The sequence below is a fragment of the Schumannella soli genome (assembly GCF_006517435.1).
GTDB lineage: Bacteria > Actinomycetota > Actinomycetes > Actinomycetales > Microbacteriaceae > Schumannella > Schumannella soli.
In genome coordinates, this window is sequence record NZ_VHQG01000002.1 from 599,566 (window position 1) to 625,606 (window position 26,041).

General features: G+C 70.6%; 26 protein-coding genes, 1 tRNA gene and 1 pseudogene. 23 read left to right on the forward strand and 5 right to left on the reverse strand.

Features of this window, described 5'->3' with window-relative positions; all coding sequences use genetic code 11:
- The 3 genes from FJ657_RS08470 to FJ657_RS08480 form a co-directional block, all read left to right on the forward strand.
- A partial coding sequence (locus FJ657_RS08470) for an ABC transporter ATP-binding protein (protein ID WP_439653936.1) occupies positions 1 to 947 on the forward strand: 947 nt, incomplete at its 5' end.
- Positions 923 to 2,482 (forward strand): hypothetical protein, encoded by a 1,560-nt coding sequence (locus FJ657_RS08475; RefSeq protein WP_141163236.1) that lies wholly within the window; start codon positions 923 to 925, stop codon positions 2,480 to 2,482. The genes FJ657_RS08470 and FJ657_RS08475, both read left to right, overlap by 25 nt.
- A 4-nt stretch (positions 2,483 to 2,486) precedes the next feature.
- A complete protein-coding gene (locus tag FJ657_RS08480) occupies positions 2,487 to 2,768 on the forward strand; it encodes a DUF3039 domain-containing protein (RefSeq protein WP_141163237.1) in 282 nt (93 codons plus the stop codon).
- 64 nt (positions 2,769 to 2,832) lie between these two features.
- Here the strand turns inward: FJ657_RS08480 and FJ657_RS08485 are convergent, their stop codons facing one another.
- On the reverse strand, positions 2,833 to 4,125 hold the full coding sequence (locus FJ657_RS08485; RefSeq protein WP_141163238.1) for a nicotinate phosphoribosyltransferase: 1,293 nt from the start codon (positions 4,123 to 4,125) through the stop codon (positions 2,833 to 2,835).
- 107 nt (positions 4,126 to 4,232) lie between these two features.
- On the opposite strand from FJ657_RS08485, the gene murI reads away from it, so the two are divergent.
- Genes murI through FJ657_RS08510 form a run of 5 tightly spaced genes read left to right on the forward strand, consistent with a single transcriptional unit; the run spans position 4,233 to position 8,467 of the window.
- Positions 4,233 to 5,090 carry a glutamate racemase gene (gene murI / locus FJ657_RS08490; protein ID WP_141163945.1) on the forward strand — a complete coding sequence of 286 codons (858 nt, stop codon included), beginning with the start codon at positions 4,233 to 4,235 and terminating at the stop codon, positions 5,088 to 5,090.
- Positions 5,087 to 5,875, forward strand: coding sequence for a ribonuclease PH (gene rph, locus FJ657_RS08495; protein WP_141163239.1), 789 nt, complete (start codon positions 5,087 to 5,089; stop codon positions 5,873 to 5,875). The genes murI and rph overlap by 4 nt, the downstream gene beginning before the upstream one ends.
- A gap of 1 nt (position 5,876) precedes the next feature.
- A complete protein-coding gene (rdgB, locus tag FJ657_RS08500; RefSeq protein ID WP_141163240.1) occupies positions 5,877 to 6,467 on the forward strand; it encodes an RdgB/HAM1 family non-canonical purine NTP pyrophosphatase in 591 nt (196 codons plus the stop codon).
- The gene (locus FJ657_RS08505; RefSeq protein WP_255447223.1) at positions 6,464 to 7,120 is read left to right on the forward strand and encodes a metal-dependent transcriptional regulator; all 657 of its coding nucleotides are present in this window, start codon (positions 6,464 to 6,466) and stop codon (positions 7,118 to 7,120) included. The genes rdgB and FJ657_RS08505 overlap by 4 nt, the downstream gene beginning before the upstream one ends.
- 57 nt (positions 7,121 to 7,177) lie before the next feature.
- On the forward strand, positions 7,178 to 8,467 hold the full coding sequence (locus FJ657_RS08510) for an Nramp family divalent metal transporter (RefSeq protein WP_141163241.1): 1,290 nt from the start codon (positions 7,178 to 7,180) through the stop codon (positions 8,465 to 8,467).
- Between the two features lie 23 nt (positions 8,468 to 8,490).
- Here the strand turns inward: FJ657_RS08510 and FJ657_RS08515 are convergent, their stop codons facing one another.
- The 3 genes from FJ657_RS08515 to FJ657_RS08525 all read right to left on the reverse strand — a co-directional run bounded on the left by FJ657_RS08515 (position 8,491) and on the right by FJ657_RS08525 (position 10,577).
- Complete coding sequence (locus tag FJ657_RS08515) at positions 8,491 to 9,234, reverse strand: DedA family protein (protein ID WP_141163947.1); 744 nt, start codon at positions 9,232 to 9,234, stop codon at positions 8,491 to 8,493.
- A 188-nt stretch (positions 9,235 to 9,422) separates the two neighbouring features.
- On the reverse strand, positions 9,423 to 10,388 hold the full coding sequence (locus tag FJ657_RS08520) for an intradiol ring-cleavage dioxygenase (RefSeq protein ID WP_141163242.1): 966 nt from the start codon (positions 10,386 to 10,388) through the stop codon (positions 9,423 to 9,425).
- A gap of 107 nt (positions 10,389 to 10,495) precedes the next feature.
- A tRNA-Leu gene (locus FJ657_RS08525) sits at positions 10,496 to 10,577 on the reverse strand.
- Between the two features lie 218 nt (positions 10,578 to 10,795).
- On the opposite strand from FJ657_RS08525, the gene FJ657_RS08530 reads away from it, so the two are divergent.
- On the forward strand, positions 10,796 to 11,716 hold the full coding sequence (locus FJ657_RS08530; RefSeq protein ID WP_181408920.1) for an AlkA N-terminal domain-containing protein: 921 nt from the start codon (positions 10,796 to 10,798) through the stop codon (positions 11,714 to 11,716).
- Between the two features lie 3 nt (positions 11,717 to 11,719).
- Here FJ657_RS08530 and FJ657_RS08535 read toward each other — a convergent pair whose 3' ends face one another.
- On the reverse strand, positions 11,720 to 12,028 hold the full coding sequence (locus FJ657_RS08535; protein WP_141163244.1) for a hypothetical protein: 309 nt from the start codon (positions 12,026 to 12,028) through the stop codon (positions 11,720 to 11,722).
- On the opposite strand from FJ657_RS08535, the pseudogene FJ657_RS08540 reads away from it, so the two are divergent.
- The 14 genes and pseudogenes from FJ657_RS08540 to FJ657_RS08605 form a co-directional block, all read left to right on the forward strand.
- Positions 12,022 to 12,975: pseudogene (locus FJ657_RS08540) on the forward strand (TadA family conjugal transfer-associated ATPase); the annotation flags it as partial. The gene FJ657_RS08535 and the pseudogene FJ657_RS08540 sit on opposite strands and share 7 nt — an antisense overlap.
- Before the next feature lie 104 nt (positions 12,976 to 13,079).
- A complete protein-coding gene (locus FJ657_RS08545) occupies positions 13,080 to 14,441 on the forward strand; it encodes a recombinase family protein (protein ID WP_255447226.1) in 1,362 nt (453 codons plus the stop codon).
- 119 nt (positions 14,442 to 14,560) lie between these two features.
- The gene (locus FJ657_RS08550; RefSeq protein ID WP_181408921.1) at positions 14,561 to 16,105 is read left to right on the forward strand and encodes an AAA family ATPase; all 1,545 of its coding nucleotides are present in this window, start codon (positions 14,561 to 14,563) and stop codon (positions 16,103 to 16,105) included.
- Between the two features lie 261 nt (positions 16,106 to 16,366).
- Positions 16,367 to 16,693 (forward strand): hypothetical protein, encoded by a 327-nt coding sequence (locus tag FJ657_RS08555; RefSeq protein ID WP_141163247.1) that lies wholly within the window; start codon positions 16,367 to 16,369, stop codon positions 16,691 to 16,693.
- Positions 16,694 to 16,961: 268 nt separating this feature from the next.
- Positions 16,962 to 17,318, forward strand: a complete 357-nt coding sequence (locus FJ657_RS08560; RefSeq protein WP_141163248.1) for a hypothetical protein — start codon at positions 16,962 to 16,964, stop codon at positions 17,316 to 17,318.
- A 250-nt stretch (positions 17,319 to 17,568) separates the two neighbouring features.
- A complete protein-coding gene (locus FJ657_RS08565) occupies positions 17,569 to 18,978 on the forward strand; it encodes a terminase large subunit domain-containing protein (RefSeq protein ID WP_141163249.1) in 1,410 nt (469 codons plus the stop codon).
- A 68-nt stretch (positions 18,979 to 19,046) separates the two neighbouring features.
- Positions 19,047 to 20,129 (forward strand): phage portal protein, encoded by a 1,083-nt coding sequence (locus FJ657_RS08570; RefSeq protein ID WP_141163250.1) that lies wholly within the window; start codon positions 19,047 to 19,049, stop codon positions 20,127 to 20,129.
- Positions 20,130 to 20,132: 3 nt separating this feature from the next.
- Positions 20,133 to 21,776: a hypothetical protein gene (locus FJ657_RS08575; RefSeq protein WP_141163251.1), complete on the forward strand. Its 1,644-nt coding sequence runs from the start codon at positions 20,133 to 20,135 to the stop codon at positions 21,774 to 21,776.
- Positions 21,777 to 21,850: 74 nt separating this feature from the next.
- Entirely contained in the window at positions 21,851 to 22,429 is a 579-nt protein-coding gene (locus FJ657_RS08580; RefSeq protein ID WP_141163252.1) for a head-tail connector protein, read from the forward strand.
- Complete coding sequence (locus FJ657_RS08585) at positions 22,426 to 22,827, forward strand: hypothetical protein (protein WP_141163253.1); 402 nt, start codon at positions 22,426 to 22,428, stop codon at positions 22,825 to 22,827. The genes FJ657_RS08580 and FJ657_RS08585 overlap by 4 nt, the downstream gene beginning before the upstream one ends.
- 1 nt (position 22,828) lies before the next feature.
- A complete protein-coding gene (locus FJ657_RS08590; protein WP_141163254.1) occupies positions 22,829 to 23,242 on the forward strand; it encodes a hypothetical protein in 414 nt (137 codons plus the stop codon).
- 17 nt (positions 23,243 to 23,259) lie between these two features.
- Entirely contained in the window at positions 23,260 to 23,742 is a 483-nt protein-coding gene (locus tag FJ657_RS08595; RefSeq protein WP_141163255.1) for a hypothetical protein, read from the forward strand.
- A complete protein-coding gene (locus tag FJ657_RS08600) occupies positions 23,742 to 25,466 on the forward strand; it encodes a hypothetical protein (RefSeq protein ID WP_141163256.1) in 1,725 nt (574 codons plus the stop codon). The genes FJ657_RS08595 and FJ657_RS08600 overlap by 1 nt, the downstream gene beginning before the upstream one ends.
- Positions 25,463 to 25,819: a hypothetical protein gene (locus FJ657_RS08605; protein WP_141163257.1), complete on the forward strand. Its 357-nt coding sequence runs from the start codon at positions 25,463 to 25,465 to the stop codon at positions 25,817 to 25,819. Before FJ657_RS08600 ends, FJ657_RS08605 begins: the two co-directional genes overlap by 4 nt.
- Positions 25,820 to 26,041 lie beyond the last annotated feature (222 nt).

Consider the following 26,041-nt stretch of genomic DNA (forward strand, 5'->3'; position numbering starts at 1 on the left):
TCGCCTCCGCTTCCACGCCCGTCGCGCCGACCCCGGCCCCGGAAGCGCGCGCCGCCGTACCGGCGTCGCTCTTCGCCGACGAGCCGGTCGCCCAGCGCGACCTGGTGCTCGACCCGACCATCGCGGTCGCCGAGTCGGTGCTCGACGGCGTGCTGACGCCCGCCGCCGGCGATGCCGAGGCCGGGCCCGCGGTCGCGCTCACCGTGCGCGGACTGACCAAGAGCTTCGGCTCGGTGCACGCCGTCAAGTCGGTCGACCTCACCGTTCACGCCGGCAAGTTCTTCGGCATCGTCGGCCCCAACGGCGCAGGCAAGACGACCACGCTGTCGATGATCACCGGGCTGCTGCGGCCCGACTCCGGTGCGATCGAGGTGCGCGGCGCCGAGGTCTGGGCCGGTCGTCGCGCCCGCACCGACGGGATGGGCGTGCTGCCCGACCGCCTGCGCCTCTTCGACCGCCTGACCGGTGCGCAGCTGCTGCACTACGCCGGATCGCTGCGCGGCCTCGACCGCGCGACGATCGCGCACCGCAGCCGCGACCTCGCGATCGCCTTCGGCCTGACCGCCTCGCTCTCGCGTCCTGTCTCCGACTACTCGGTCGGCATGACCAAGAAGATCGCGCTCGCGTCGGCGATGATCCACGCCCCGCGCCTGCTCGTGCTCGACGAGCCGTTCGAGTCGGTCGACCCGGTGTCGACGGCGGCGATCATCCGCATCCTGCGTCGCTTCGCCGCGGCCGGCGGCACGGTCGTGCTGTCGAGCCACAGCATGGATCTGATCGAGCGGGTCTGCGACGAGGTCGCGATCATCGCGGCCGGATCGGTGCTGGCATCCGGGCCGATGCGGGAGGTGCTGGGCGGCATGTCGCTCGAGGACCGCTTCGTCGAACTCGCCGGCGGCGCCGGAGCAGTGGAGGGCATGGAGTGGTTGCAGAGCTTCTCCGGCTGAGGATCACCCTCCTCGGCAACCGCCTGCGCACACCCCGTGGAGCGATCGCGTCGATCGCGACCGCGCTGGTGTCGGTCGTGGTCGTCGCCGCCGTCGCGGCGCAGATCGCCGGTCTCGCCCGGGCGAACGACTGGATCTTCCGCCCCGCCGTCACGACCGCGGGCGCCCTCGTGCTCCTGATCGCTCTGCTGCTGCCCGTGGTGACCGCGCGCGACGAGTCGCTGCACGCCCGCGGGTTCGTGGGCTACGGGCTCACTCCGGGGTTCCTCGCGCTGGCGCTGCCTCTGACGGATCTGCTCTCGCTTCCGGCCGTGCTGCTGGTGCTGTACACCGTCATCGTCTCCAGCGGATGGGCGGCGGTCCCCGGGGCGGTCGGCGTCGCGATCATCGCGGGCATCCTCCTCCTCGTGCTGGGCCTCCAGCTGGTGCGCCTCGGATCGACGCTCGGCGCCTGGCTGATCCGGCGTGAGCACGGCGCGCCCGTGCGCGTCGCGGTCGCGGTGGTGCTGCTCGCCGCGGCCGCGCTGCTGCTCGCACCGCCGCTCGCCGACCCGCGCTACCTCGGCGCCGCGCTCGTCCCCGTCGGCGACCTCCTCGCGGTCACGCCGTTCGGCGCGCTCTGGGACGCGCCGGGTCGTGTCGCCGACGGCGGTTCGCCGTGGGGCGTCATCCTGATCGGGCTCGGCGTCGTGGCGGTGCTCGGTCTGGTCTGGTGGCTGATCATCGAGCGGGAGTTCCACGGTCGTCGTGCGCCGCGATCCGAGGAGGTCGTCGATGATGCGCTCGGCGCCTTCCGCTTCGTGCCGAGCGGTCGGCTCGCGGCGATCACCGCGCGCAGCGCCGCCTACTGGGTGCGCGATCCCCGTTATCGGGTCTCGCTGATCGTACTGCCGGTGATCCCGCTGGTGACCTTCGTCGCCGGCGTCGTCGGCAAGGTGCCCGCCGAGTACTTCGCGCTCGTGCCGGTTCCGGCGATGCTGATCGTGCTCGGCTGGGCGACGATGCACAACGACGTCGCCTTCGACTCGAGCGCGGTGTGGAGCCATGTAGTCGCCGGTGTCCGCGGCGTCTGGGATCGTCTCGGCCGCGCCATCCCCCCGTTCGTGATCGGCGTCGTTCTGCTCGCCGTCGGCGTTCCGCTCAGCGCGCTCGCGGGCGGGGACGCCGGTCTCGTGCTGCCGCTGATCGGGCTCGGCTCGGCCGCGCTGCTCGGAGGGATCGGCATCTCGAGCGCGGTGTCGGCGCGGTTCCCCTACGCGGCTCCGCCGCCCGGGGCGCAGGGCTTCGAGGCACCGTCGAGCTCGGGCAGCGGCGCCGGAGCGCAGACCCTCAGCTTCGCCGCGGTGCTGGTCGTGCTCGCGCCGGCCGTCGTCGCGACCGTGCTCTGGTTCCAGCAGGGCGGTCCGTGGGATCTCGTCGCGCTCGTCGCGGGCCTCGGCGCCGGCGTGCTGGTCGCCGCGGTCGGCATCTGGGTCGGCGGCCGCAGCTTCGAACGCCGCGGCCCTGAGCTGGTCGCGTTCTCCGTGCGAAACTAGGGCCGTGGACTTCCAGGGCAGAACTCAGGACCCCGATCAGGGTGGCGCGGGCGGCATCGACGTGCTCGACCGCGAGCTCGAGAAGCTGCTCGAAGACGCGCAGCTCGAAGAAGGCGATCACGAGCGCTTCTCCCACTACGTCAAGAAGGAGAAGATCCTCGAGTCGGCGCTCTCCGGCAAGCCGGTCAAGGCTCTCTGCGGGAAGAAGTGGATCCCGGGCCGCGACCCGGAGAAGTTCCCGGTCTGCCCCGACTGCCAGCGCATCTACGAGCGGATGAAGCACTGACCCGCTGATCGGCCGAGATCGGATGCGGGCTGCGGGTGAGCAGCTCGGCCGGGCTCAGCGCTCGTCAGCGGTAGACGGTCGGGATGGCGGCGTCGCCACGACCGAGGGACTGCGCCTCGATGGGCAGCTCGGCGATCGCGGTCGCGTGGTGCTGTCGCGCCCGCAGCGTGCCGGCCGCACCCAGCGCATCCTCGTCGACGACGCCGTCGCGCACGAGTTCGACCAGCAGCGCTCGACCCGCCTCGGCGCCGACCGGCGGATCCTCGACGTAGATCGTCTCCTCGACGGCCACGCCGTCGACGAGTCGGCGCACCGGCTGCTTGCGTCCGCCGACGGTCGCCTTCGCCTCGGACTTCTTGCCGACGCTCACCCAGCCGCCCGCGCCGTCGTGGTGGGCGACCAGCTTGTAGACCATGCCGGCGGCGACGGCTCCCGAGCCGGTCACGAGCGCCGTGCCGACGCCGTAGGAGTCGACCGGCGCGGAGCGCAGGCCGGCGATCGCGAACTCGTCGAGGTCGTTCGTCACCGTGATCCGCGTGCCGGTCGCGCCGAGGGCGTCGAGCTGGGCGCGCACGGCGGCGACGGTCGGGGCGAGATCGCCGGAGTCGATCCGCACCGCGCCGAGCTCGGGGCCGGCGACGCGCACGGCCGTCGCGACGCCCTCGGTGATGTCGTAGGTGTCGACGAGCAGCGTCGTGCCGACGCCCAGGGCGTCGATCTGGGCCTGGAACGCCTGCTCTTCACTGTCGTGCAGGAGCGTGAACGCGTGCGCCGCGGTGCCCATCGTGGGGATGCCCCAGGTGCGGCCGGCCTCGAGGTTGCTGGTCGCGCCGAAACCGGCGATGAAGGCGGCGCGGGCGGCGGCGACCGCGGAGCGCTCACCGGTGCGACGCGATCCCATGTCGGCGAGCGGGCGTCCGTCGGCGGCGGAGACCATGCGGGCGGCGGCGCTCGCCACGGCCGAGTCGTAGTTGAAGACGCTGAGCGCGAGCGTCTCCACGACGACGGCCTCGGCGAAGCCGCCCTCGACGACGAGCAGCGGCGAGCCGGGGAAGTAGAGGTCGCCCTCGCGATAGCCGTGCACCTGGCCGGTGAAGCGGAAGTCGGCGAGGAAGTCGACGGTCGCGGGCGAGACGACGTTCTCATGGCGGAGCCAGTCGAGCTCGGCCGCGCCGAAGCGGAAGTCGCGCAGCAGCTCGAGGAAGCGCCCGGTTCCGGCGACGACGCCGTAGCGGCGACCGGCAGGGAGGCGGCGGGCGAACAGCTCGAAGACGCTCGAGCGCCGGTGCCGACCGTCGCGCAGCGCCGCGTCGATCATCGTGAGCTCGTAGCGGTCGGTCAGCAGCGCGCTGGTCATGGGCTGAGCCTAGAACGCGCGGTCCGCGGTGCGCACGGCACGCGGAACGCGATCGGTCGGGGCGCGGGAGCCGACGACTAGGCTCGGATGACGTGACACCCGCTCCCGTGCCCGACGCCCCGATCGGCGTGTTCGACAGCGGAGTCGGCGGCCTCACGGTGGCGCGCGCGATCCTCGATCAGCTGCCGCGCGAATCCATGCTCTATGTCGGCGACACCGCGCACAGCCCCTACGGTCCGAAGCCGATCGCCGACGTGCGCCGCTACGCGCTCGAGGTGCTCGACGACCTGGTCGCCCGCGGGGTCAAGGCCCTGGTGATCGCCTGCAACACCGCCTCCGCCGCCATGCTGCGGGATGCGCGCGAGCGCTTCGAACAGGGCTACGGCATCCCGGTGATCGAGGTCATCCAGCCGGCCGTCCGCGCCGCCGTGCGCAACACCCGCAACGGGCACATCGGCGTGATCGGCACCGAGGGCACGATCAAGTCGCGCGCCTACGAGGACGCGTTCGCAGCCGCCGCGCACATCCGCCTCACGACCGCCGCCTGCCCGCGCTTCGTCGAGTTCGTCGAGGCCGGCGTGACGAGCGGACCCGAGCTCTTCGCGATCGCCGAGCAGTACCTCGCGCCGCTGCGCGACGCCGGCGTCGACACGCTCGTGCTCGGCTGCACCCACTACCCGCTGCTGGCCGCCGCGATCTCCTACGTCATGGGCCCCGACGTCACGCTCGTCTCGAGCGCCGACGAGACCGCCGCCGACCTCTACCGCGTGCTCGTCTCGCACGACATCGCGGCGACCGGCGATGCCGCCCCGGCGACCCGCGAGTTCGAGGCCACCGGCGCCGACGAGGCCGGCTTCCGCCGTCTGGCCGCTCGCTTCCTCGGCCCCGAGGTCACGCATGTCGAGACCTTCGAGACCGGCACGATCCCGATCCACCGCATCCCGCAACCGGAAGGACCCCGATGACCGACAGCACCGCAACCGGACCCCGCGCCGACGGCCGCGCGCACGACCAGCTGCGCCCGGTCACGATCGAGCGCGGATGGAGCGAGCAGGCCGAGGGCAGCGCGCTGATCTCCTTCGGCCGCACCAAGGTGCTCTGCGCCGCCTCGTTCACGAACGGCGTGCCGCGCTGGCTCACGGGCAAGGGGCGCGGCTGGGTGACCGCCGAGTACTCGATGCTGCCGCGCTCGACCAACGACCGCATGGACCGCGAGGCGGTGAAGGGCAAGATCGGCGGCCGCACGCACGAGATCTCGCGCCTCATCGGCCGCAGCCTGCGCGCCGTGATCGACACCAAGGCGCTCGGCGAGAACACGATCGTGCTCGACTGCGACGTGCTGCAGGCCGACGGCGGAACCCGCACCGCGGCGATCACCGGCGCCTACGTGGCGTTGGCCGATGCGATCGAATGGGGCCGCGAGAAGGGCTTCATCGGCAAGAAGGCCGTCGCCCTCACCGACTCGGTGTCGGCGATCAGCGTCGGCATCGTCAAGGGCGAGCCGCTGCTCGACCTCATGTACACCGAGGACTCGACGGCCGAGACCGACATGAACATCGTGGCGACTGGACGCGGTCTCTTCGTCGAGGTGCAGGGCACCGCCGAGGGCGCGCCCTTCGACAAGGCCGAGCTCGACCGCCTGCTGGAGCTGGGCCTCGCCGGCACGGCCGAGCTGACCCGCCTGCAGCGCGCCGCCCTGGGACTCGAGGGCGACGCGATCGCCGAGGCGCTCGGCCGGATCGTCAGCTGACATGCAGATCGTGCTCGCGACCCACAATGCCCACAAGGTCGAGGAGCTGCAGCGCATCCTCGGCGACCGACTCGGCGAGCACGAGCTCGTGGCCTACGACGGCCCCGAGCCGGTCGAAGACGGCGACACCTTCGCGGCGAACGCCTTCATCAAGGCGCGGGCGGCGGCCGAGCACACGGGTCTGCCGGCGATCGCCGACGACTCCGGGATCGCGGTGGATGCGCTGGGCGGCGCGCCCGGCATCTACTCGGCGCGCTACGCCGGCACCCGCGACGACGGCGACAACCTGCGCCTGCTGCTGACGAATCTCGAGGGGGAGACCGACCGTCGAGCGTCGTTCGTGTGCGCCGCGGCCTTCGTGCTGCCCGGCGAGGGCGGAACGGTCGAGCACGTCGAGGAGAGCCGCTGGCCGGGCGAGGTGCTGACGGAGGCGGCCGGCGTCGGCGGCTTCGGCTACGACCCGATCTTCCGGCCCGAGGGCGAGACCCGCAGCGCCGCCGAGCTGACCGCCGACGAGAAGAACGCGGTGAGCCACCGAGCGCAGGCATTCGGCGCGCTGATCGGATTCGTGCGCTCTACCCTGGACGCGTGAGCCCCGGCAGCGGAGATGGCGGCGTGACGCGCGTCGCGCGCACGCCGAGCCAGGTCGTCGAGGACTACCTCAAGGTCATCTACAGCCACACCGAGTGGCAGGACGAGCCGATCACCCCGAAGCGACTGGGGGAGCGGCTCGGACTGGCGCCGTCGTCGGTGACCGAGACCGTGAAGCGACTCATGGCGCAGGGGCTCGTCGAGCATCCCCGCTACGGCGCCATCGCGCTCACGGCGGCGGGGGAGGCGGAAGCGCTGCGGATGGTGCGGCGGCATCGGCTGGTGGAGACCTGGCTCGTGCGGGAGTACGGCTACGGCTGGGACGAGGTGCACGACGAGGCTGAGGTGCTCGAGCACGCGCTGAGCGACCGGATGCTCGACCTGATCGACGCGCGGCTGGGCCATCCGGCGCGCGATCCGCACGGCGACCCGATCCCGGATGCGGCCGGGGCGGTTCCGGCGACGAGCGGGCTGCTGCTCGCCGAGCTGACCCGCGGAGTCAGCGGGGCGGTGGTGCGGATCAGCGACGAGGATCCGGCCGTGCTGCGCGAGCTGGCCGACCGCGGGGTCGGCCTCGATTCCTCCGTGCGCGCGGGCGACTTGTCGTCGGGTGCGGAGAACGCGATCTGGGTGGTCGTCGCTGGCGCGGAGTGATAGTTTCGGTCCACCGAAAAAATGATTTCGGTTGACCGAAAAGCACTGCGAGGCCCCATGAGCGCGACCCGAGCCGTCTCCTCCCGAGGCACGCGCTCGCGCCGCGGGGCGTCGACCGGTCCTGGCGCCGCCACCCCGCCCCCGAGTCGGCTGATCCTGCTGATCGGACCCGCCCTGGTCGCCGGAGTCGCCTACCTCGACCCCGGCAATGTCGCGAGCAACATGAGCGCCGGCGCCCGCTACGGCTACCTGCTCGTCTGGGTCGTCGTCGGCGCCAACCTGATCGCCTGGCTGGTGCAGTACCTCTCGGCCAAGCTCGGACTCGTCACGGGCGAGAGCCTGCCCAGCATCCTCGGACAGCGACTCCGCTCTCCGTGGGCGCGCCGCGCCTACTGGCTTCAGGCGGAGGTCGTCGCGATGGCGACCGACGTCGCCGAGATCGTCGGCGGGGCGATCGCGCTCAACCTGCTCTTCGGGCTGCCCCTGCTCGCCGGCGGACTCATCACCGGTGCGGTCTCGCTGCTGCTGCTCGCCCTGCACGGCGCGGGTCGCGGCCGGTCGTTCGAGCGGATCGTCATCGGGCTCGTCGCGGTCATCGGCATCGGGTTCTGCGCCGGCGTGGTCGTGGCGCCGCCCTCGGCCGGCGGCGTGCTCGGCGGACTCGTGCCGCGCTTCGCCGATGCCGACTCGGTGCTGCTTGCGGCATCCGTGCTCGGAGCGACCGTCATGCCGCACGCGATCTACGCCCACTCGGCCCTCACCCGCGATCGCTTCGGCGCGGTCGAGCCGGCGCGGCTGCCGCGCGTGCTGCGCGCCACCCGCGTCGACGTCACCGTCGCGCTCGCGATCGCCGGCACGATCAACGTCGCGATCCTCGTGCTCGCCGCCGCGACGCTGCAGGGCGTCGGCGACACGGAGACGCTCGAGGGCGCCCACGCTGCGCTGCGCGACGCGCTCGGACCCGTCGTCGCGACCCTCTTCGCGGTCGGACTGCTCGCCTCCGGCCTCGCCTCGAGCTCGGTGGGCGCCTACGCCGGAGCCGAGATCATGCGCGGCCTGCTGCGAGTGCGCATCCCGCTGCTGGCTCGTCGCGCGGTCACCCTCATCCCGGCGCTCGCGATCATCGCCAGCGGGGTCGAGCCGACCCTCGCCCTCGTGATCTCGCAGGTCGTGCTGTCGTTCGGCATCCCCTTCGCGCTCATCCCGCTCGCGGTGCTGACCTCGCGCCGCTCCGTGCTCGGGGGTGCGGTCAACCGCTGGTGGACGACCGTGCTGGCGATCGCCGCCGTCGCGCTGCTCAGCACCCTCAACGTGGTGCTGGTGGTGCTGCTGCTCGCGGGCGGCTGAACCGCGGCGTCAGGCGCCCGGCGTCAGGACTTCGGGGCTCCGTCGTCGTCGAGCTTCAGGCTGAGCGACTCGCCGGAGAGCGCCGACTCGGCACCAGCCAGACGCGCCTTCTTCGCCTTGCGGAACGACTGGATCGTGTGGAACGCCGTCGGGACGATCGCGACGAGCACAGCAGCGATGAGGATGACGTCGATGTAGTTCTTCACGAAGTCGGCGATCGGCGGCACGAAGCCCAGAAGAAAGCCGAAGGTGGTCAGTCCCGCACCCCAGATCAGCGCACCGATCGCGTTGAACAGCGAGTAGCGCCGATAGCTCATGTGCCCGACACCGGCGGCGACCGGAGCGAAGGTGCGCACGATCGGCACGAAGCGTGCGGCGATGACCGCGAACGGCCCGAACCGCTCGAAGAACTTGTTGGTGCGCTCGACGTTCTCGCGGCTGAAGAGTCCGCTCTCCTTGCGCTCGAAGATGCGCGGCCCTGCTCGGTGGCCGATCAGATACCCCGCTTCACCACCGAGGAAAGCGGCCAACGCGATCGCGAGAGCGACGAAGTAGATCGGGATCTTGATCCCGTGAGCGTCATCGCCCATCGTTCCGCTGAACGTCAGCAGGCCGGTGATCACGAGCAGGGTGTCGCCGGGCAGCACGAAGCCGACCAGCAGCCCGGTCTCGGCGAAGACGATCAGGCAGACCACGAGAAGAGCCCACGGGCCCGCGATGTCGATCAGGTTCTCGGGGTCGAGGAACGGGATCAGGCCGGTGTGGATGGGAGGAATCACGAGAGCTCCGAAGGCGTCGGTCGCCGCAGCGATCGGCGGATGGTGAGGTCAGATTACTCGTCGCAGCCTCCGAGCGAGCCCAGGGGAGACACCGAGGTGGCGAATGTCATCCCGGAGACGTACGCGGGCGGCGTCGCGGCCGTCATCGCGGCGAACTGCGGCGAGGCGCACGACCCTCAGCGCGGACCGCCGCCACCGCCGGGAGCCGCGCCGGCGCTCGGCGTCGTCGAGGTGTCGACCCGCACCGTGAGCGCGGCGGCGTAACCGGCGTCCGCATCCCCGGTGATCGTGGCCATCTGCAGTGCCGCGCCGTCGTCGCCGAAGACGTTGTCGCTGGCGAGCGTGATCTGCGACAGGTTGCGGGTCGATCCGTCGTAGGCCGAGCGCTGGTAGACCGTCGTGAGGATGCTCTCGGGGAAGGCCATCTGCGAGGTCGCGATCGCGTTGCCAGCGTCCGTGATGTCGGCGACGGTCGGGTAGACCTCGAAGTGGATGTGCGTCCAGCGGCCCGAATAGCAGCCGGGCACGATCGAGGTGAAAGTGACCTGTCCGTCGGCGTCGGCGACCTGCACGCCGCGCAGCCAGTTCTCGTCGGTCACGCCGTCGGAGTACAGGGAGTAGCGGCCCTGAGCGTCGCAGTGCCACGCGTAGACGGCGACGCCCGCGAAGGGCGTGTCGCCATTCGCCTGATCGGTGATGCGGAACGTGAAGGTCAGCGGCACGCCGTCGACCGCGGTGCTCGACCCGATGCTCGTGCGCAGGTCGGAGCGCACGATGCCCGACTCCTCGAGCACATCCGGGCCGTTGGAGCCGTCGCCCGGGTAGGGGCCGGCGGTCTCATCGGGGATCTCCGCCGACGGCAGAGCGCCGCTCGCCGTCGCGGTCGCCGACGGCGAGGCGCTCGCCGTGCCGCTGCCGCTCGTCGAGCTGCCGCCGGAGGACGCGGTGCTCGTGCACGCGGCGAGCACGGTCGCGCCGAGGCCGAGACCCGCGACGCTGAAGATGGCGCGCCGGCTCATCAGGGTGCGCAGGTCGAAACCCGGGCCCTGGTCGACGACCTCCTCATCGGGCCGCGCCAGCAGGCGCCCCTCGTAGGCGGGGCCGTCGGGGGTCTGCTCGGGCTCGGGGATGCGGTGCGCCATGTCGGTCTCCTCGGCTCGGCCGCCGCGCGGAGCGGCGGGATCGTGCGATGAGGATGACGGGTGCGGCTCTGCGGCCGCCCTGCGCCGGCTATGCCGTGGCTATGCGGTGCGGAAGGTGGGACTCGAACCCACACGCCTCTCGGCACAGGAACCTAAATCCTGCGTGTCTACCGGTTTCACCACTCCCGCGAGCGCGCTCAGTCTAGGGCGGACGGCCTCGGACCCGAGCCGGGCCGACGACCGGCGTCGGCCCGCGAGGGGGTGATTCTGTCGCCGATCGCTTGCCCGTCGCGGCGCTGCGCGCGCATGCTTCGCTCAGCGCATCCGGTGGTCCGACTCCTCGAACCCGCCGAACCTGCAGGGGAGTCGGGTCACCGGATGTCTGCGGCGCCCGGCAGGATCGTGTCGTGCGCACCGAACTGACCGTCGACGCCCGTCTCGACCTCGACGGGGTGCTCGACTTCGTGCGGGTGCGGGCGATCCCGGGCATCGAAGAGGTCGGCGAGCGGCACTACCGCCGCGCACTGCGGATCGACGGGGTCGAGGTCATCGCTGGGGTCGAGGTCATCCCCGAGGTCGAGGTCGTCGACCGTCCTCGGCCGGCCGACGACACCCGCGCCGCATCCCGCCGGATCGTCGTGATCTCGAACACGGACGATCCCGTTCTGCATGCGGAGATCGAGCGGCGCGTGCGCCGCCTGTTCGACCTGGATGCGCCGGCCGACGAGATCGACGGCGTGCTGTCGCGCGAGCCTGCGCTGGCGCCGCTCGTCGCGGCGCGCCCCGGCATCCGCATCCCGGGCTCGCTCGACGCCGAGGAGATGCTGGTGCGCGCGATCGTCGGCCAGCAGATCTCGGTCGTCGCGGCACAGGGGCACCTGCGTGAGATCGCCGCGAGCGGCTCGGCCCTCGCCCGACCCGATGGCGCGATCACGCGACTGTTCCCCACCGCGCGCGAACTGCTCGCGGGCGGCGCCGAGCTGCTGCGCGGCCCCGAGTCGCGCCGTGCGACCCTGCGCGGCGCCGCGGCCGCGATCGACTCCGGCGGGCTGCGGCTCACGCTCGACGTGCCCGCCGATCCCGCGGGGCTGCGGGCACAGCTCATCGCCCTACGCGGCATCGGGCCGTGGACGGCCGACTATCTGGCGCTCCGCATCCACGGCTCACCCGACATCGCCTTGCCCGGCGACTCCGCGGTGCGGCTGGGTCTGCGCCGGCTGGGCGCCGAGCAGTGGGATCCCGCCGCGGTGCTCCGCTTCGCGGAGGCGTTCCGGCCCTGGCGCTCGTATCTCATGCAGCACCTTTGGGCGCGCGCCGCAGCGGTGTGACGCTCAGGCGGGCGCGGGGCCGTCCGCGTCGTCGCCGGGTGCTCGGCGGTCGGATCCATGCTGGCGCTCGGTCGCCTCGGCCCGTGACGGACGTCGACGGAGCCGACGCAGCCAGCGCGCCGAGGTCTCATCGGTGAAGCGGTTCGACAGCGCGAGCGTCTCGGCCCCGAGGTCGCCGCCCGCGAAGATGCGCTGCAGCGTCTGCTCGGCCCGGGCCTGCTGCTCGGCGGCGCGGGCCTGCTTCTCGGCGGACCGTGTGGCGGGGGTCGCCGTCACGCCCGGCTGCGCCGGCGGGTCGATCTCGGATGCCATCGCCGCCATGCTCGCACGCGCCGGCCCCCTGTGGACAACTTGCGACGGCATCCGCCCGCTCTCGCCATGCTGAGCGAGTGGAGTCGCCCATCGCCCTGATCACCGAGCGCGTGCGGTCGCGCGTGCGCCGCGAGGGGATCGACCTCGGTGACGACGGGTCCCTGGCGGCGCGCTACGTGCGCGACGAGGTACGGCGCTACAGCGAGAGGGCACTCGGCGGCTCGGCGCCGCTGCTGGTCGACGAGCGCGCCGTCGCCGCGGAGGTCGTCGCGACGCTCACCGGCTACGGGGCGCTGCAGCCGTTCCTCGACGATCCCGAGATCGAGGAGATCTGGATCAACGCACCCGACCGCATCTTCGTCGCACGGGCCGGCGTGAGCCAACGGGTGCCGCTCGTGCTCGACGCCGCCGAGGTGCGGCGACTGGTCGAGCGGATGCTGCACCCGACCGGCCGGCGTGTCGACCTGTCGAGCCCCTTCGTCGAGGCCTCCCTTCCCGACGGATCGCGCATCCACGTCGTCATCCCCGACATCACCTCGCGGCACTGGTCGGTGAACATCCGCAAGTTCCAGCGCTCCATCCGAGGCCTCGATCGCCTTCTCGAGCTGGGCTCGGTCACGGCGCCGGCCGCCGACTTCCTGCGGCTGGCGGTGCTCGCGGGTCTCAACATCCTCGTCTCCGGGGCGACGCAGAGCGGCAAGACGACCCTTCTCGGCGCGCTGCTCAACGAGGTGCCGGATGCCGAGCGCATCGTCACGGTCGAGGAGACCTTCGAGCTCGACGTCGACGCTCCCGACACGGTCGCGCTGCAATGTCGTCAACCGAGTCTCGAAGGATCGGGCGAGGTGACGCTGCGGCGCCTGATCAAGGAGTCGCTGCGCATGCGCCCCGACCGTCTCGTGGTCGGAGAGGTGCGCGAGGCCGAGGCCCTCGACCTGCTCATCGCGCTCAACAGCGGATTGCCTGTTATATACATAGGAGCATGCAGGGTCAAGCAGCGATCTACCTTCGCATCTCGGAGGACCGAACCGGCGAGGCGACCAACGTCGATGTGCAGCGCCAGGAGTGCCGCAGGCTGGCGAAGGAACTCGGGCTCACCGTTTCTCGCGAGTACGTCGACAACGACGTGTCGGCGACATCGGGACGGGTGCGGCCGCAGTTCGAACGTCTGCTCTCGGACGCACCGCCGAGCATCATCGCGTGGCACCAGGACCGCCTTCTGCGGCTGACCGCTGACCTCGAGCGAGTGATCGCGCTGGACGTGCCGATCTACACGGTCTCGGCGGGCACGCTCGACCTGGCGACCCCGGCGGGGCGTGCCGTGGCGCGCACCATCGCGGCGTGGTCTACCTACGAGGGCGAGCAGAAGGTCGCCCGCCAGCGGGCCAAGAATGCCCACCGAGTGGCGTCGGGCCTGCCGCTCAGCGGCAACCGGCCGTTCGGGTTCGAACTTGACCGGATGACCCCTCGTGAGTCCGAAGCGGAGCGCGTGCGCTGGGCATATGCCGAGGTGCTCGCTGGCGCCTCTCTGGGGGCCGTGGCTCGGTCCCTGACCGATCAGGGCGTGCTCACCTCGCGCGGCCGTGAGTGGAGCGTGCAGACGCTCCGACAGCTACTTCTGAGGCCGTCGAGCGCCGGGATCCTGCTTCGAGACGGCAAGCCGCAACCGAAGAGCCAGATCACCGCCCTCGTCGACCCCGAGACGTTCGACGCGGTGGGCGCCATCCTTCGCGACCCGGGTCGTCGTCGAGGACCAGGCACGCGGGTGCGCTCTGCGGTGCTCGCGGGGATCGCGCGATGCGCGGTCTGCGACGAGCCGATGCGCTCGGGGGCGAATAAGCAGCGGGGCGTGACCGTCCAGCTCTACCGGTGTGATCGGAAGGGCGGCGGCGCGCACCCGCAGATTAGGCGCCACAAGCTCGAGCGCGCGGTCGAAACCGCCATGTTCGAGGAGCTGACGCAGCGGCAGGGGCGTGAGGTGTCGCGGCCGGACGAGAGCATGAGCGCCCTGCGAGCCGAACGCGAAGAGATCCTGCGCCGGCGCTCGATCGCGCAGCAGGTCATCGAGGAGCCGGGCGCCGATGTGCCCGCGGGCCTCGCGCGCATCCGCGAACTCGGGGAGCAAGCGGACGCCGTGCAGGCACGCCTCGACGCCCTCATCGCGGCCGACGCCGAGTCCGCGCTGCTCGACACTCTCGCGGGCATGGCTGGCTCGTGGGCGGCCGGGCGGGAGTTCTACGAGGACGCCGTAGAGGAGTTTGCGCTCGAGTGGCGCAGGCGCCCGATCGACCAGCGTCGCGCTCTGATCCGCTCGGCTCTGACCATTACCGTTCAGCCTGCTTCGACGGGCCGACCGATCGTGATCGAGCGGCGAGAGCGGCGCTCGATGGAGCTTCTCGATACGGCCGATTAGTGATCCGAACCTTGCTAATATGCGTCCTGAACAGGTATTTACCTGCGGATATGTGATGACACGCCGTAAGTGATTCCGTTAGACGCATATATGGCGGTGCGCGGATGTACCGTCGCGGCATGAACGATCAAGAGAACCCGATCCACCTCGAGATCACGACACTCGAGGCAGGTGATCTCGAGTCTCTCGACGCACTCTGTCGGGCGGAAGATGTCGCGAGCGAGCCTGCCGATCTTGCGGAGGAAGCACGCCTCGCGGAAAAGTTCGATCCCGCAGGTCTGAGCGCCGAGCAGTGGCTGACACGCTGGGCGGCCGAGAAGGCCGAACGGGCGGCGAAGCTCGAGCGCGAACGCGCCGAGTCGAATCACGCCGCTATCGCCGCCGTCGGACGTGGCGACTGGTTCCGCCCCTACGACTGGCGCACCGGGCAGCTCGCCGTCGCCCTGCTGGACGGGATGCCTGAACTCGGCGACCCCGACTTCGAGGCGGCCTACTGCCGGTCCTGGTCGCAGGACGTGAGCGCAGCCATCCGCTGGGCTCGCCTCGGGTGGCGACTCGACACGATCAGCGACGCCGAGGCGGACGAGCTGGGGATCGCAGGATGGCATCGCCAAGAGGCAGCGACGCAGCGTGAACTCGAGCGCCTGCGCGCTCGTGACGCCGCCGAGGAGCGGCACGCGAAAGACAAGCTCGACCGAGCCCTGACCGAGGCGTCGGGTCGCTCGCTCTACGCCGACGTTGCGGCCCTGCGTGCCGAGGGTGTCGAGCGTCCGCGCCCGACCATTGGCCGGCGCACCGATGGCGCTGCGTTGCTGTACCCGGCCGCGGTGAACGTGTTGCTGGGCGACCCCGAGGGCGGCAAGACCCTGGTCTCGGCGGCCGTGGCGGCTGAGGTGCTGTGCTCGGGCGGTTCGGTGCTGTGGGTGGATGCCGACTACAACGGCGAGGCGGCCACGGTGGCGAGGCTCGAGGAGACCTTCGGCGTGCCGGGGGAGCTGCTCGAGGACCGAGACTGCTTCCGACTCGTGACGCCGGAGGATCGAGCCGACCTGCTGGGAGCGATCGAGGACGCCGCGACCTGGCGACCGACGCTCGCAGTGCTGGACTCTCAGGGCGAGATCTTCGGCATGTTCTCCGTTAACGCCGATCGTGACAACGAGGTGACGCCGGTCATGCGTGCGACCTCGGCACGGCTGGCGTCGCTGGGTGCAGCGGTGCTCGTCATCGATCACCTGGCGAAGGGCAAGGAGAGTCGCGACTACGGCGCATCCGGGTCGACAGCGAAGAAGCGCGCTGTCGACGGCGCCCTGTTGCGCGTGGTGCGCCAGCGCGAGTTCGCACCCGGCAAGGGCGGCCGTGCCGATCTGCTCGTCATCAAGGATCGTCACGGGTCGCTCCGCGAGGTGTCGGGACCGGGCAAGGAGCCGCGCGCCGCAACCTTCGAGCTGTACGGCGACATCGAGGGAAACGCCGGGTGGGAGTTCGTCGCGCCGTTCGGCGCTGAGGCCCCAGCAAGCGGAGGTGGTGACGACGCCGCGAAGCTCGATGCTCTCCGCCCTGCGCCGGGCTCCGCATGGGATGTGCGCCAGCGCATGAAGTGGGGCGCCGAGCGGGCGAAGAACGCGTGGGAAGCCTGGGTGGCCAGAGGTGGCGATCAGAAGTGAGCGCGATTCGCCGGACGGTCGAGACGGCCGTCGGACGGCCCGTCGGACGGTCACCGACGACCGTCTAGCCCCTGTCTCACAAGGGCAGACGGTCCAGACGGTCCCGAGTCCGTCCCACCCCTAGAGGGTGGGCGGACGGTCGGGGCGGACGGTGGGACGGCAGTGCGTAGCCGTATCGCCGGGAAGAACGCAAGAGCAGTAGGCGACGGAGAGAGGCAAGGAGGAAAGCCCGTCAGGGGCGCATACGAAGGAGAGCGGTCGATGACCGACACCACGAACACTGACAGCAAGTTCAACGACGACAGCGGCGTGCAGCGCTGCGGTCACGGAGCCTGCAACGAGCCCGCGTACTCGAAGGGTGGCCGCGGGCCGACCGAGGGCGCCGGGCCGCTGTGCTTGTCGCACTACAAGGTGCTGTGGCGTGAGAGCACCGGGCGACCGGGAAGCCGCGCGCGCATCGAGATCGGTCGGGTGTCGCTGACCCCGGACGCCGACCGCATCGTGAGCGCGCTGGCCGAGGAACAGGGCGTGCCGAAGTGGCGGGCGCTCAGCGAGCTGGTCGTCGCGTCGCAGGCGGGGAAGCGATGACGGCGCCGGTCGTGCCGCTCGTGGGCGCACGCTTCGGCGACCTGGTGGTGATCGACACGGGCCTACGCCTGCCACGCACCGAGCGAGAGGTGCGAGAAGGGCGGGTCGGCGCTCTAGCCGTCGAGGTGGTCTGTTGCCGCACTTACTCGCACAAGGGCGTCGAGCGCCCGTGCGGGCACCGCTACCTCGTGCGTGTCGGCAACCTGTCGCGCTCACCGCACTGCGCACGCTGCCGTGGGCGACTGCTGGCGGGCAAGAGGGCGGGCGCATGACCGAGCACCACCGCGAGGCCGACTGGTTCGCGCTGACGCGGAAGATGCGCCCGTTGTACGACGCGCAGGTGAGGGCGGGCGTCGCGGTGTGCATCGACTGTCACCGGCCGATCGTGCCGGGTCAGCGGTTCGCCGTGGGTCACCGGGTCTCGGTGAAGGAAGGGAAGGCGAGGGGCTGGACGAAGCAGCAGATCAACGACCCCTCGAACCTCGGGCCGACGCACAGCGCACGAGGCGGCAAGGGCGACGGCTCACGTCGCTGCAACGAGCAGGGCGGCGGTCGCATCGGCGGCCGGGCGAGGACGACGAAGCAGGCCGAGCAGAAGCGCCGGCCGGACTGGAGGACGTGGTGATCGAGATGGTGACGGGCTCCGTGCTCGGCGTGACGTTCGCCCTGGTGGTGCTCGGGCTCGGACTTCGAGCCGAGAGTCGACGCGAGGCGAAGGAGCGACGATGAGCGCGGCTTTTGAGGGGGCGGACAACCCCCGGCACGAGTGCTACAGGGAATTTCTCACAAATGGGCTGGATGCCCTGCGATCGGCCGCACTTCGCCCGCGGTTCGGCACGGCCGCGCCTGCGTCGCTGGAGGGTCGTCGCGAGCTGGTGAAGGGTGCCGAGCTGCTGCGCCTGCACGGGCCGCGAGCTGTGCGAGGGGCGACGATCCTCGGGCATCAGGTGCTGCTCTCCGACATCCTCGATGCGCCGCACGACGTGCTCGGCCTGCAAGAGCCGCGCCGGTCGTTCAAGACCTCGACGCTGTTCTCGAAGGCGGTGGGCCGGATCTCGTCGCGCGCCGACTACATGGTGGCGTACACGATGACCACAACGGCGATCAAGGCGCGCACGCGCTTCCGCGACGACATCGTGCGCCCGCTCGAGCTGCTCTTCCCTGACCCGAAGTCGCGGCCGTTCAAGCTGAACAAGGCGGGCGGCTCGGAGCGGGTCGAATGGCTCGAGACCGGCTCTGTCTTTGCGTTCCTCGCGCCGAAGGGCGACAGCTTCCGGTCCGACGCGTGGGACTGGATCATCCTCGACGAGGCGGGGCAGGCCGGGCCGGACATGGGCGCCGACATCCTCGACGGCGCGGCGGCGACGCAGGACACGCGCCCCGGGGCGCACATGACCATCGCGGGCACCGGCGCGAAGTACCGCACCGGGAACCTGCTGTGGGACGAGCTGGAGAAGGGACGCGCCGGTCTCGACGGTCACGCGATCCTCGACTACTCCGCCGATCAGACGCTCACGGAGGAGGAGGTGAACACCTGGGAGAAGGCGCGCGCGATCATCATCGACGTGCACCCGCTGCTCGGATCGTCGGTCACAGACGAGCGCGCGATCCGCAAGTCGTACGACCTCGTAGGCCCGGCTTCGTTCCTGCGCGAGTATCTGGGCGTTGCCGACCTCACAACCGAGAGCGGCTTCCTCGATCTCGGCAAGTGGGCCGCAGGCGGGTTGGACGGCGATCTGCCGACGATCCCGGACCACCACCGGGTTGCGCTGGCCGTGGACCCGCTGGGGCGCTCTGCGGCACTCGTGGCGGCGTGGAGGGACGACGACGGGCACGCCTGCTTCCTCGCGATTGACCACAAGACCGGCGCCGGCACGGGATGGGTCAAGCCCGCCGCGCGTGCCGCCTACAGCCGACTGCGCTCGCCGCTGGTGCACGACGGCGCGACGGCCTCGGTGCAGGCCGTGGTCGACGAGCTGCGGCGCCTGCGGAACCCGGCCCTGCGGTTCGAGGCGCAGACCTGGCCTCAGGTGTCCGCGGCGGCCTCGCTGTTCAAGTCGGAGATCGACGCGGGCAACGTCCGGCACTGGAACGATGAGGAGCTGACGCACGCCGTCACGCGGACGAAGAAGCGCGGCACCACCGACGCGAAGCGGTGGGCGCTCGGGCGCATCGACCCGGAGACGGACGACATCACGCTCGTGGAGGCGGCTGCGCTCGCGCTGCGTGCCTACGACGACGCCCAGCCGCGCACGGCCCGACGGACGCCGAGCTTCGTCGGCTGACCTTCTCGCGCTACACGCACGACCCGATGCGTGCCCTCCCGTGATCCTCAGACCGGGAGGGCGCACGCATGGGAATTCTCGACAGGCTCGGGCTCTCGCCGTCGCGCCTCGAGAACCTGTCGACGACGATCGAGCTGGGCGTGCGCTCGCCTTGGATCAGCGGCGAGGACAAGCTCACGACGCTGACCGTCGCGAAGGCGCTGTTTCCTGACGGCAAGACCCCCGACAGCTTCCCGCTCACGCGCGAGGAGGCGCTCAGCATTCCGGCGGTGTCGCGTGCTCGCAATCTGCTGGTGTCGACGATCGCGCGCTTCCCGCTGCGCGCCCTCAGCTCCAGCGGCGTGCTGGCGGCCGACCAGCAGCCCAGCTTCCTCTACCGGACCAACGGCGTCGATAGCCCCTACGAGCGGATGGCCGCAACGGTCGACGACTGCATCTTCGACGGCCGCGCGCTGTGGCTGGTCGACCGCGGCGCGGGGGAGTCGCCCAAGGGCGGCCCGATCCTCGACGCGACGTGGTTGCCGCTGAACAAGTGGACGATCACCGACGGGCACGTCATGGTCGACGAGAAGCCGCTCCCGGAAGCCGACTACATCCTCTTCAACATCCCGCGCTTCGCGGGTCTGCTGGCCGTCGGCGACCGCACCCTGCGCGGCGCCCGTGACACGGAGCAGGCCTGGGTCGCGCGCATGCGCAACCCGATTCCTGCGACCGAGCTGCGAGTGACCGATGAGTCGCGCCTCGACGAGGGCGAGATCGAGGAGTTCGTCGCGGCGTGGCGTGCCGCGTTCACGGCCGCCGAGGCCGCTGTCGGCTATACGCCCGAGGGCGTCGAGATGGTCACGCACGGCGCCGGCGATGCGCCCGAGCTGTTCATCGAGAGCCGGAACGCGATCCGCACCGACGTGGGCTCATTCCTGAACCTGCGCCCGTCGATGATCGACGGCACCTCGGGCATCGACAGCCTCACCTACACGACCAAGGGCGAAGAGCGAAACGCCTTCTTCGACTTCGACCTGCCTTTCTGGACCGACCCGATCGAGGCCGCGCTGAGCGGCGACAACGTGGTGCCGCGGGGTCAGCGGGTCCGCTTCGACCGATACGAGCAGTACGGGGTGCCGATCGCTACCGGCGTGCCCGTGGAGGACTGACCGATGACCGACACCATCTTCACCGAGGCCGGGCAGTTCGCCCTCGACGAGTCGACGCGCACGGTGCGCGGGCTGCTGCTGCCGTGGGGCGAGCAGACGCTGCCGGAGCACGCGCAGGCGTTCAAGTTCAACCGAGGCACGGTCGCCGTGCCGGGCGACCTCTCTGCGATGCGCGCCAACCGCAACCACGAGTTGACGGATCCGGTCGCATCCTTCACCGCCGTGGAGGACACCGACCGCGGCCTCGTCGCGACCTTCTCGATCGCGCGCACGCCCGAGGGCGACGAGTTCATCGAGCAGAAGAAGGCGGGCCGGCTCAACCGGCTGTCCGCCGAGGTCCGCAACATCGTGCACCGCGGGGCGGAGGTCGTCAGCGCAACGCTCACCGGCGCCGCGTTCGTGCCTCAGGGAGCATTCGCCAGCGCCGCGCTCTTCGCCCTCAACCCGGTGACCGAGGCGGAGCCGGAGACCGTCACCGAGGAGTCGCACTCGGACGAGACCTTCGTCGGCCCTGACGGCAAGACGTACCGATACCAGCGCGACAGCGAGACGACCACCGAGACCACCGAGTCCGGGACCAAGACCACCACGACGACCGTCGTGGAGGAGACCGAGGAAGAGCCCGAGGGCTCGGAGAAGGAGGACGGCGTGACCGTCAGCCAGACCGCGGGCGACGGCAACGCCGCCCCGAACCAGCTCACCAAGGCGGACGCTTTCGCCCTGTTCCGTCTCATGCGCGAGGGTCGCGCGAGCGCCGAGCAGATCGACCGGCTCCGCGAGACCACCACGACGCAGGCGGGGCTGTTCGCCCTGACCGACATCAAGTACACCGGCACCGGCTCGGTCAGCCCGCGCAACACCGCTCCGCAGTGGGTCGGGGAGCTGTGGGACGGAGTGGCCTACGTGCAGAAGGTCGCGTCGCTGTTCGCCCACAAGACCGCCACCGAGATGAAGATCGCGGGCTTCCGCTGGGTCACCAAGCCCACCGGCGGCGCCTGGGCCGGCAACAAGTCCAACATCCCCTCGAGCACCGCGTCGACCGCTCCGTACGAGGCGGACTTCAACCTCTGGGCCGGCGGCCACGACCACGCGATCGAGCACCGCCTCTTCAATACGCCCAACTACTTCGAGAGCTACTTCGCCGCGATGGCGGAGAGCTTCGCGAAGTGGCAGGACGACGAGGTGCTGACCGACATCCTCACCAGCGCCGCCGCGATCACCGCTGACAACCCCGCCGGGCTCACCATCGGCGCGGGCATGTCCGCCCTCATCGACGGCGCCGCCGAGGTCATGGACAACGACGCGATCCCGACCTTCGCGCTCGTGGCGAAGGACGTGTGGAAGCAGATCGCCAAGACGCCGCAGAACGCGACGCTGGGCTACCTGAACGCCGCGCTGGGCCTCACCGACAAGGAGGGGCAGCTCGACAGCTTCACCCTGCGGCTGCTTCCGACCCTCGACCCGGGCGAGGTCGTCGTCGGCGCACGCGAGGCGGTCGACGTGTACGAGCTGCCCGGTGCTCCGATCCGCATCGAGGCGCCCGACACCGTGAAGGGCGGCATCGACACCAACGTCATCGGCGGCTCGGGGACGTTCATCCACAAGGCCGACGCGATCGTCAAGGTCGCCAAGTACACCGGCGCCTGAGCGCGCCGGATCGTCGGGGATAGGGGAGAGGAGGGAGAGCCATGCACTACCGAGTTGGAGACCAGCCCGCGGGCGTGGCTTTCCCTCTGCCCGACGAGTTCCACGACCAGATGGTCACCGCTGCAACGGTGACCGTCGGCGGCACCGTGCCGGCCGAGCAGAGCTTCGACACGGAGACGGGCGAGGTCGTCGCGACGCTGGCCTCGCCCTTCGCCGCCGCTGGGCTCGTGCGGGTCTCGGTGACCGTCACCGCCGGCGGTGGGCACGTCAGCCGCGAGCTGGAGCCGATCGTCGTCGAGTCGGCACTGCTCGATGGATGGCTCACCCTCGAGACCGCACGCCGCCTCTGGCCCGACGCGCCCGACGAGGACGAGGCGCTGCATGTACTGCTCGCTGCGGCGCGCAACGCCTGCGTCGCATGGCTGGGCGGGCGTGCCTACGTCACGGGCGAGGGCGGCGACGAGGTGCCCGTCACGCCGTCGAGCGACTGGCGGCAGGCGCAGCTCATGCAAGCCCGCGCGATCTGGCAGGCGGGCCGCGTGAACCGCGACGGCGGAGAGCTGGGCCTCGACACGATCCAGCTCTTCCCGCTGAACCGCGACATCCGCAACCTGCTGATCCCGAAGACCCGCGTCCCGAGGTGGGGCCGATGAGCCTGCGCAGCCACGTCGCCGACGCGCTCAGGACGCACCTGCCCAAGGCGTGGACTGTGCGGCCGTATCGCTACTCGATCGACCAGACCCGGGCGCCGGTCGTCATGCTCGCGACGACCCGCATCGAGAAGGCCGAAGGCGAGAAGGGCCGCAACGTACACCTGCACGACGACGCCCTCACGCTCACCGTCTTCGTGCCGGAGATCGCGCCCGAGAAGCGCTACGACGCGATCGAAACGGCAGTCGACAAGGTGATCGCCGCCATCGAACAGATGCAGCTCGGTGGTCAGCTCGTGCGCTGGGACGCCGCGAGCTTCGACGTGGAAGACAACTACACCGCGGCCGACATCACCCTGACCGTCCGCACCCGCCACAACTACCCGAAGAAGGAGGCCTGACATGGCCGAAATCGACCTCGACCCGATCCTCGTCGAGGATGCCACTCTCACGATCGGCGGTGACGACTACTCGACGCCCGTCGACTCGGCCGTGCTCACGCCGTCCAGCGTCAACCCGATCGTGCACAAGGGCATCAACGGCAAGAAGAAGACCCGCATCCCGAAGGCCGACTGGACCCTCGAGCTGTCGTTCGGTCAGGACGTGACGACCGCAAAGGCGCTCACGCTCTACACGTTCGACCACGAGGGCGAGGTCGTCCCGTTCACGCTCGAGCCGAAGGACGGCGGCCCGGTCTGGTCCGGCAACGTCGTGCTGGTCGCGAGCGCGATCGGCGGCGGCGGCGACGGCTTCGCCAACGCGACCGTTTCGCTGCCGTGCGACGACCGCCCGGCGCGTACCGGCGTCACCCCCTGACTCGGAAGGAGGGCGCTGTGCGCACCGGCTACGACGTAAAGGAGCTGCGCGCCGCCGCCCTCCTTCTCAAGGGCATGGACCGTGAGGTCTCCGCCCAGATCAACAAGGCGACGAAGATCGTCATCGGCCCGGTCTGGAAGCAGGCCGTCGTCGAGAACTGCACTACAGCCCTTGAGGTGCAGGTGCTGGGCCGCACGGCGCGGGTCGACGTGAAGAACTACGGCGTGATCGTCCGCGCTGGCGGCGGCACGAAGAAGCTCTCGGGCGGCGCTCGCAACAGCGACATCGCCCGTGCGACCGAATTCGGCGCCAACCGCTACCTGATCAACGAGGTTCGGCGAGGGCGGCGTGCCCGACCGCACCGGCGACACACGCAGCGCCAATTCGTCCAGTCGCGCGCCGAGGGGCCGTTCTACCGCGCCGTTGCGCAGGTGACGCCGCGCCTCGCTGCGCTGTGGGCGCAGACCACCGTGCGCACCTTCTGGGAAGTGATGAAGTAGTGGCCTCGTCAGGCGAACTCAAGCTGCCGATCACCGGCGACAACAAGGACTTCCTTCGCGCCACGAAGGGCGCCGCCGACTCCGCCGAGGATCTCGCCGACTCGCTCTCAGACCTGGGGCGTGCCGGATCGAAGGAACTCGACCGGGTGACCGGCTCGCTCGATGACATCTCGGATCACGCGAACATCCTCTCGAAGAACTGGGACGGCGTGGCCCGCGATGCGAAGTCATCGGCGCGAAAGCAGGAGGACGCGCTCGAGCGGGTCGCCCGCGAGGCGAAGGAGACGCAGCAGGCGGCCGAGAAGATCGGCGACGGCTTCGACGCCGCTCGTCGTGAGACCGACCGCTTCAAGCGCGACAGCACTCAGGCCCTCTCGAGGACATCCGAGGTCGCGGCCGAGACCAAGCAGGAGATCGCATCGAACCTCGGCGAGGGGCTCTCGTCGTTCCGTGGCGACTTGGCCGATATCCCGCAGCTTTTCCAAGACACCCTCGGCGGGCTGTCGTCGTCGATCGCTCCGCTCGCTGGACCGGCGGGCCTGATCGCGACCGTCGCGGGCGCGGCGGGCCTCGGCCTCATCGCGGGCGCGATGGAGGAGAACGGCACGCAGACCGAGGCTTTCCGCGGCAAGGTGTCATCACTGATTGACGCGCTCGTCGAGGTCGGCGGCACCGAGCCGAACATCGACTTCATCGCCGACCAGCTCCGCGAGATGGCCTCGAATCTGGACTCGGGCAACTCCGAGCTGGGCGAGCTCTACCGGAACTTCCGCAAGTCGGGCACGGCGGGGATCCAGTCGTTCAAGGATGTCGCGCTCGCAGTGGCCGGCGCCGGTGGCGACTACGACAAGCTGATCAAGAAGAACGAGGACTACCTCCGCAACCTGCGCGACGAGAACGGCATCGCCTCCGCGGGCGGCAACGCGGTGAAGCAGGCGAACACTGAGAAGATCGACTCCACCCTCGCGCTGATCAACAAGCTCAAGGAGCAGCAGAGCGTCGCCGAGGAGGCGGCCAACGCGCAGAAGGCCTATGCCCAGTCGGGTGCAGCCGAGATGCAGAAGGCCGCCGAGATCCAGGCGTCGGCATCGGACGCCATCGCCTCGGGCTACGACGACATCCGGCAGGCCGCCGCCGATGCGGCCACGGCCGAGGACGGCGCCTTCGACGTGTCGAAGTACCTCTCGGGAGTCGAGGCGCAGAAGGTCGCCGTCGTCGCGTTCAAAGAGAACCTGGCGGCGATGAAGCTCACGCCGGAGGAGTGGGAGAACTTCTTCGCGCTCGACGACACCGTGCAGCAGAACCTCGCCGCATCGTTCGCCTCAGGCGACACCACCCTCAAGGCGCAGATCGCGGCCTCGCTCGATGACGCCGGCTCGAAGTCGGGCGCGTCTGCGGCCGTGAAGTTCGACGACTCGTTCAAGCCGAAGGGGTCGGATGTCGAGGTCAAGGTCAAGACGACCGGCAAGGCCGACGCGAACGACGCTATCGATGCCGTGGCGAAGAAGCGCGACGCCGAGATCTCCGTCAAGACCACCGGAAAGGCCGCAGCCAAGGACGCGCTCGACGCCCTCGCCGTGACCCGCACCGCGACGATCAACGTGCAAGCGAATGTCCCGTCGGCGACCTCGCTACGCAACAACCTGCAATCCGCCATCGACAAGGCCGGGCCGGTCACCGTGCGCGTGACGGCGCAGACCCGGGAAGGGACGCCGATCCTATGAGTACGCAGATCAGCGACGGCGTGACGCCCTTGACGCCGAGCCTCGTCGAGGGCTACGTCGCGAACAGCCCCGCGCGCACCCTGACGCACGACACGCTCAGCGGGCGGCGCGTAGCGGTGCTGCTGCCGGCGGCTCCGCGACAGGGCACCCTGCGGCTCTACTTCGAGGCGCAGCCGGACGCGCAGGCGGGGCGAGCCTTCATGCTCCGTCAGCGCGTGTTCACCCTCGCCGACCCAGCCGTGCCGATCGCATCCATGCGCTTCGTCGTCGCCGACGGCGACCTCACTGTGTCGCTCGACGAGGAGAGCGACACTGATTGGTTCATCGACGTTCCGTTCAAGGAGGTCGCGTGAGCACGCAGTTCCTGGCGTTGGTCGGGCGCACCTCGGCCGTTCTCCACGCGCCGGCGGGCGACTTCCCGCTCGAGGTGCTCGAGGGATCGACGCTCACTCTCGACGAGGCGTGGTCGCCGTTCGCTCAGGCGACGATCGTGACCGCGGCGGAGTCGCTGAGCGCCCTGTCAACGATCGATCCGCGGCGCCCGAACGTGCGCATGACGGTCACAGTGTCGCGCA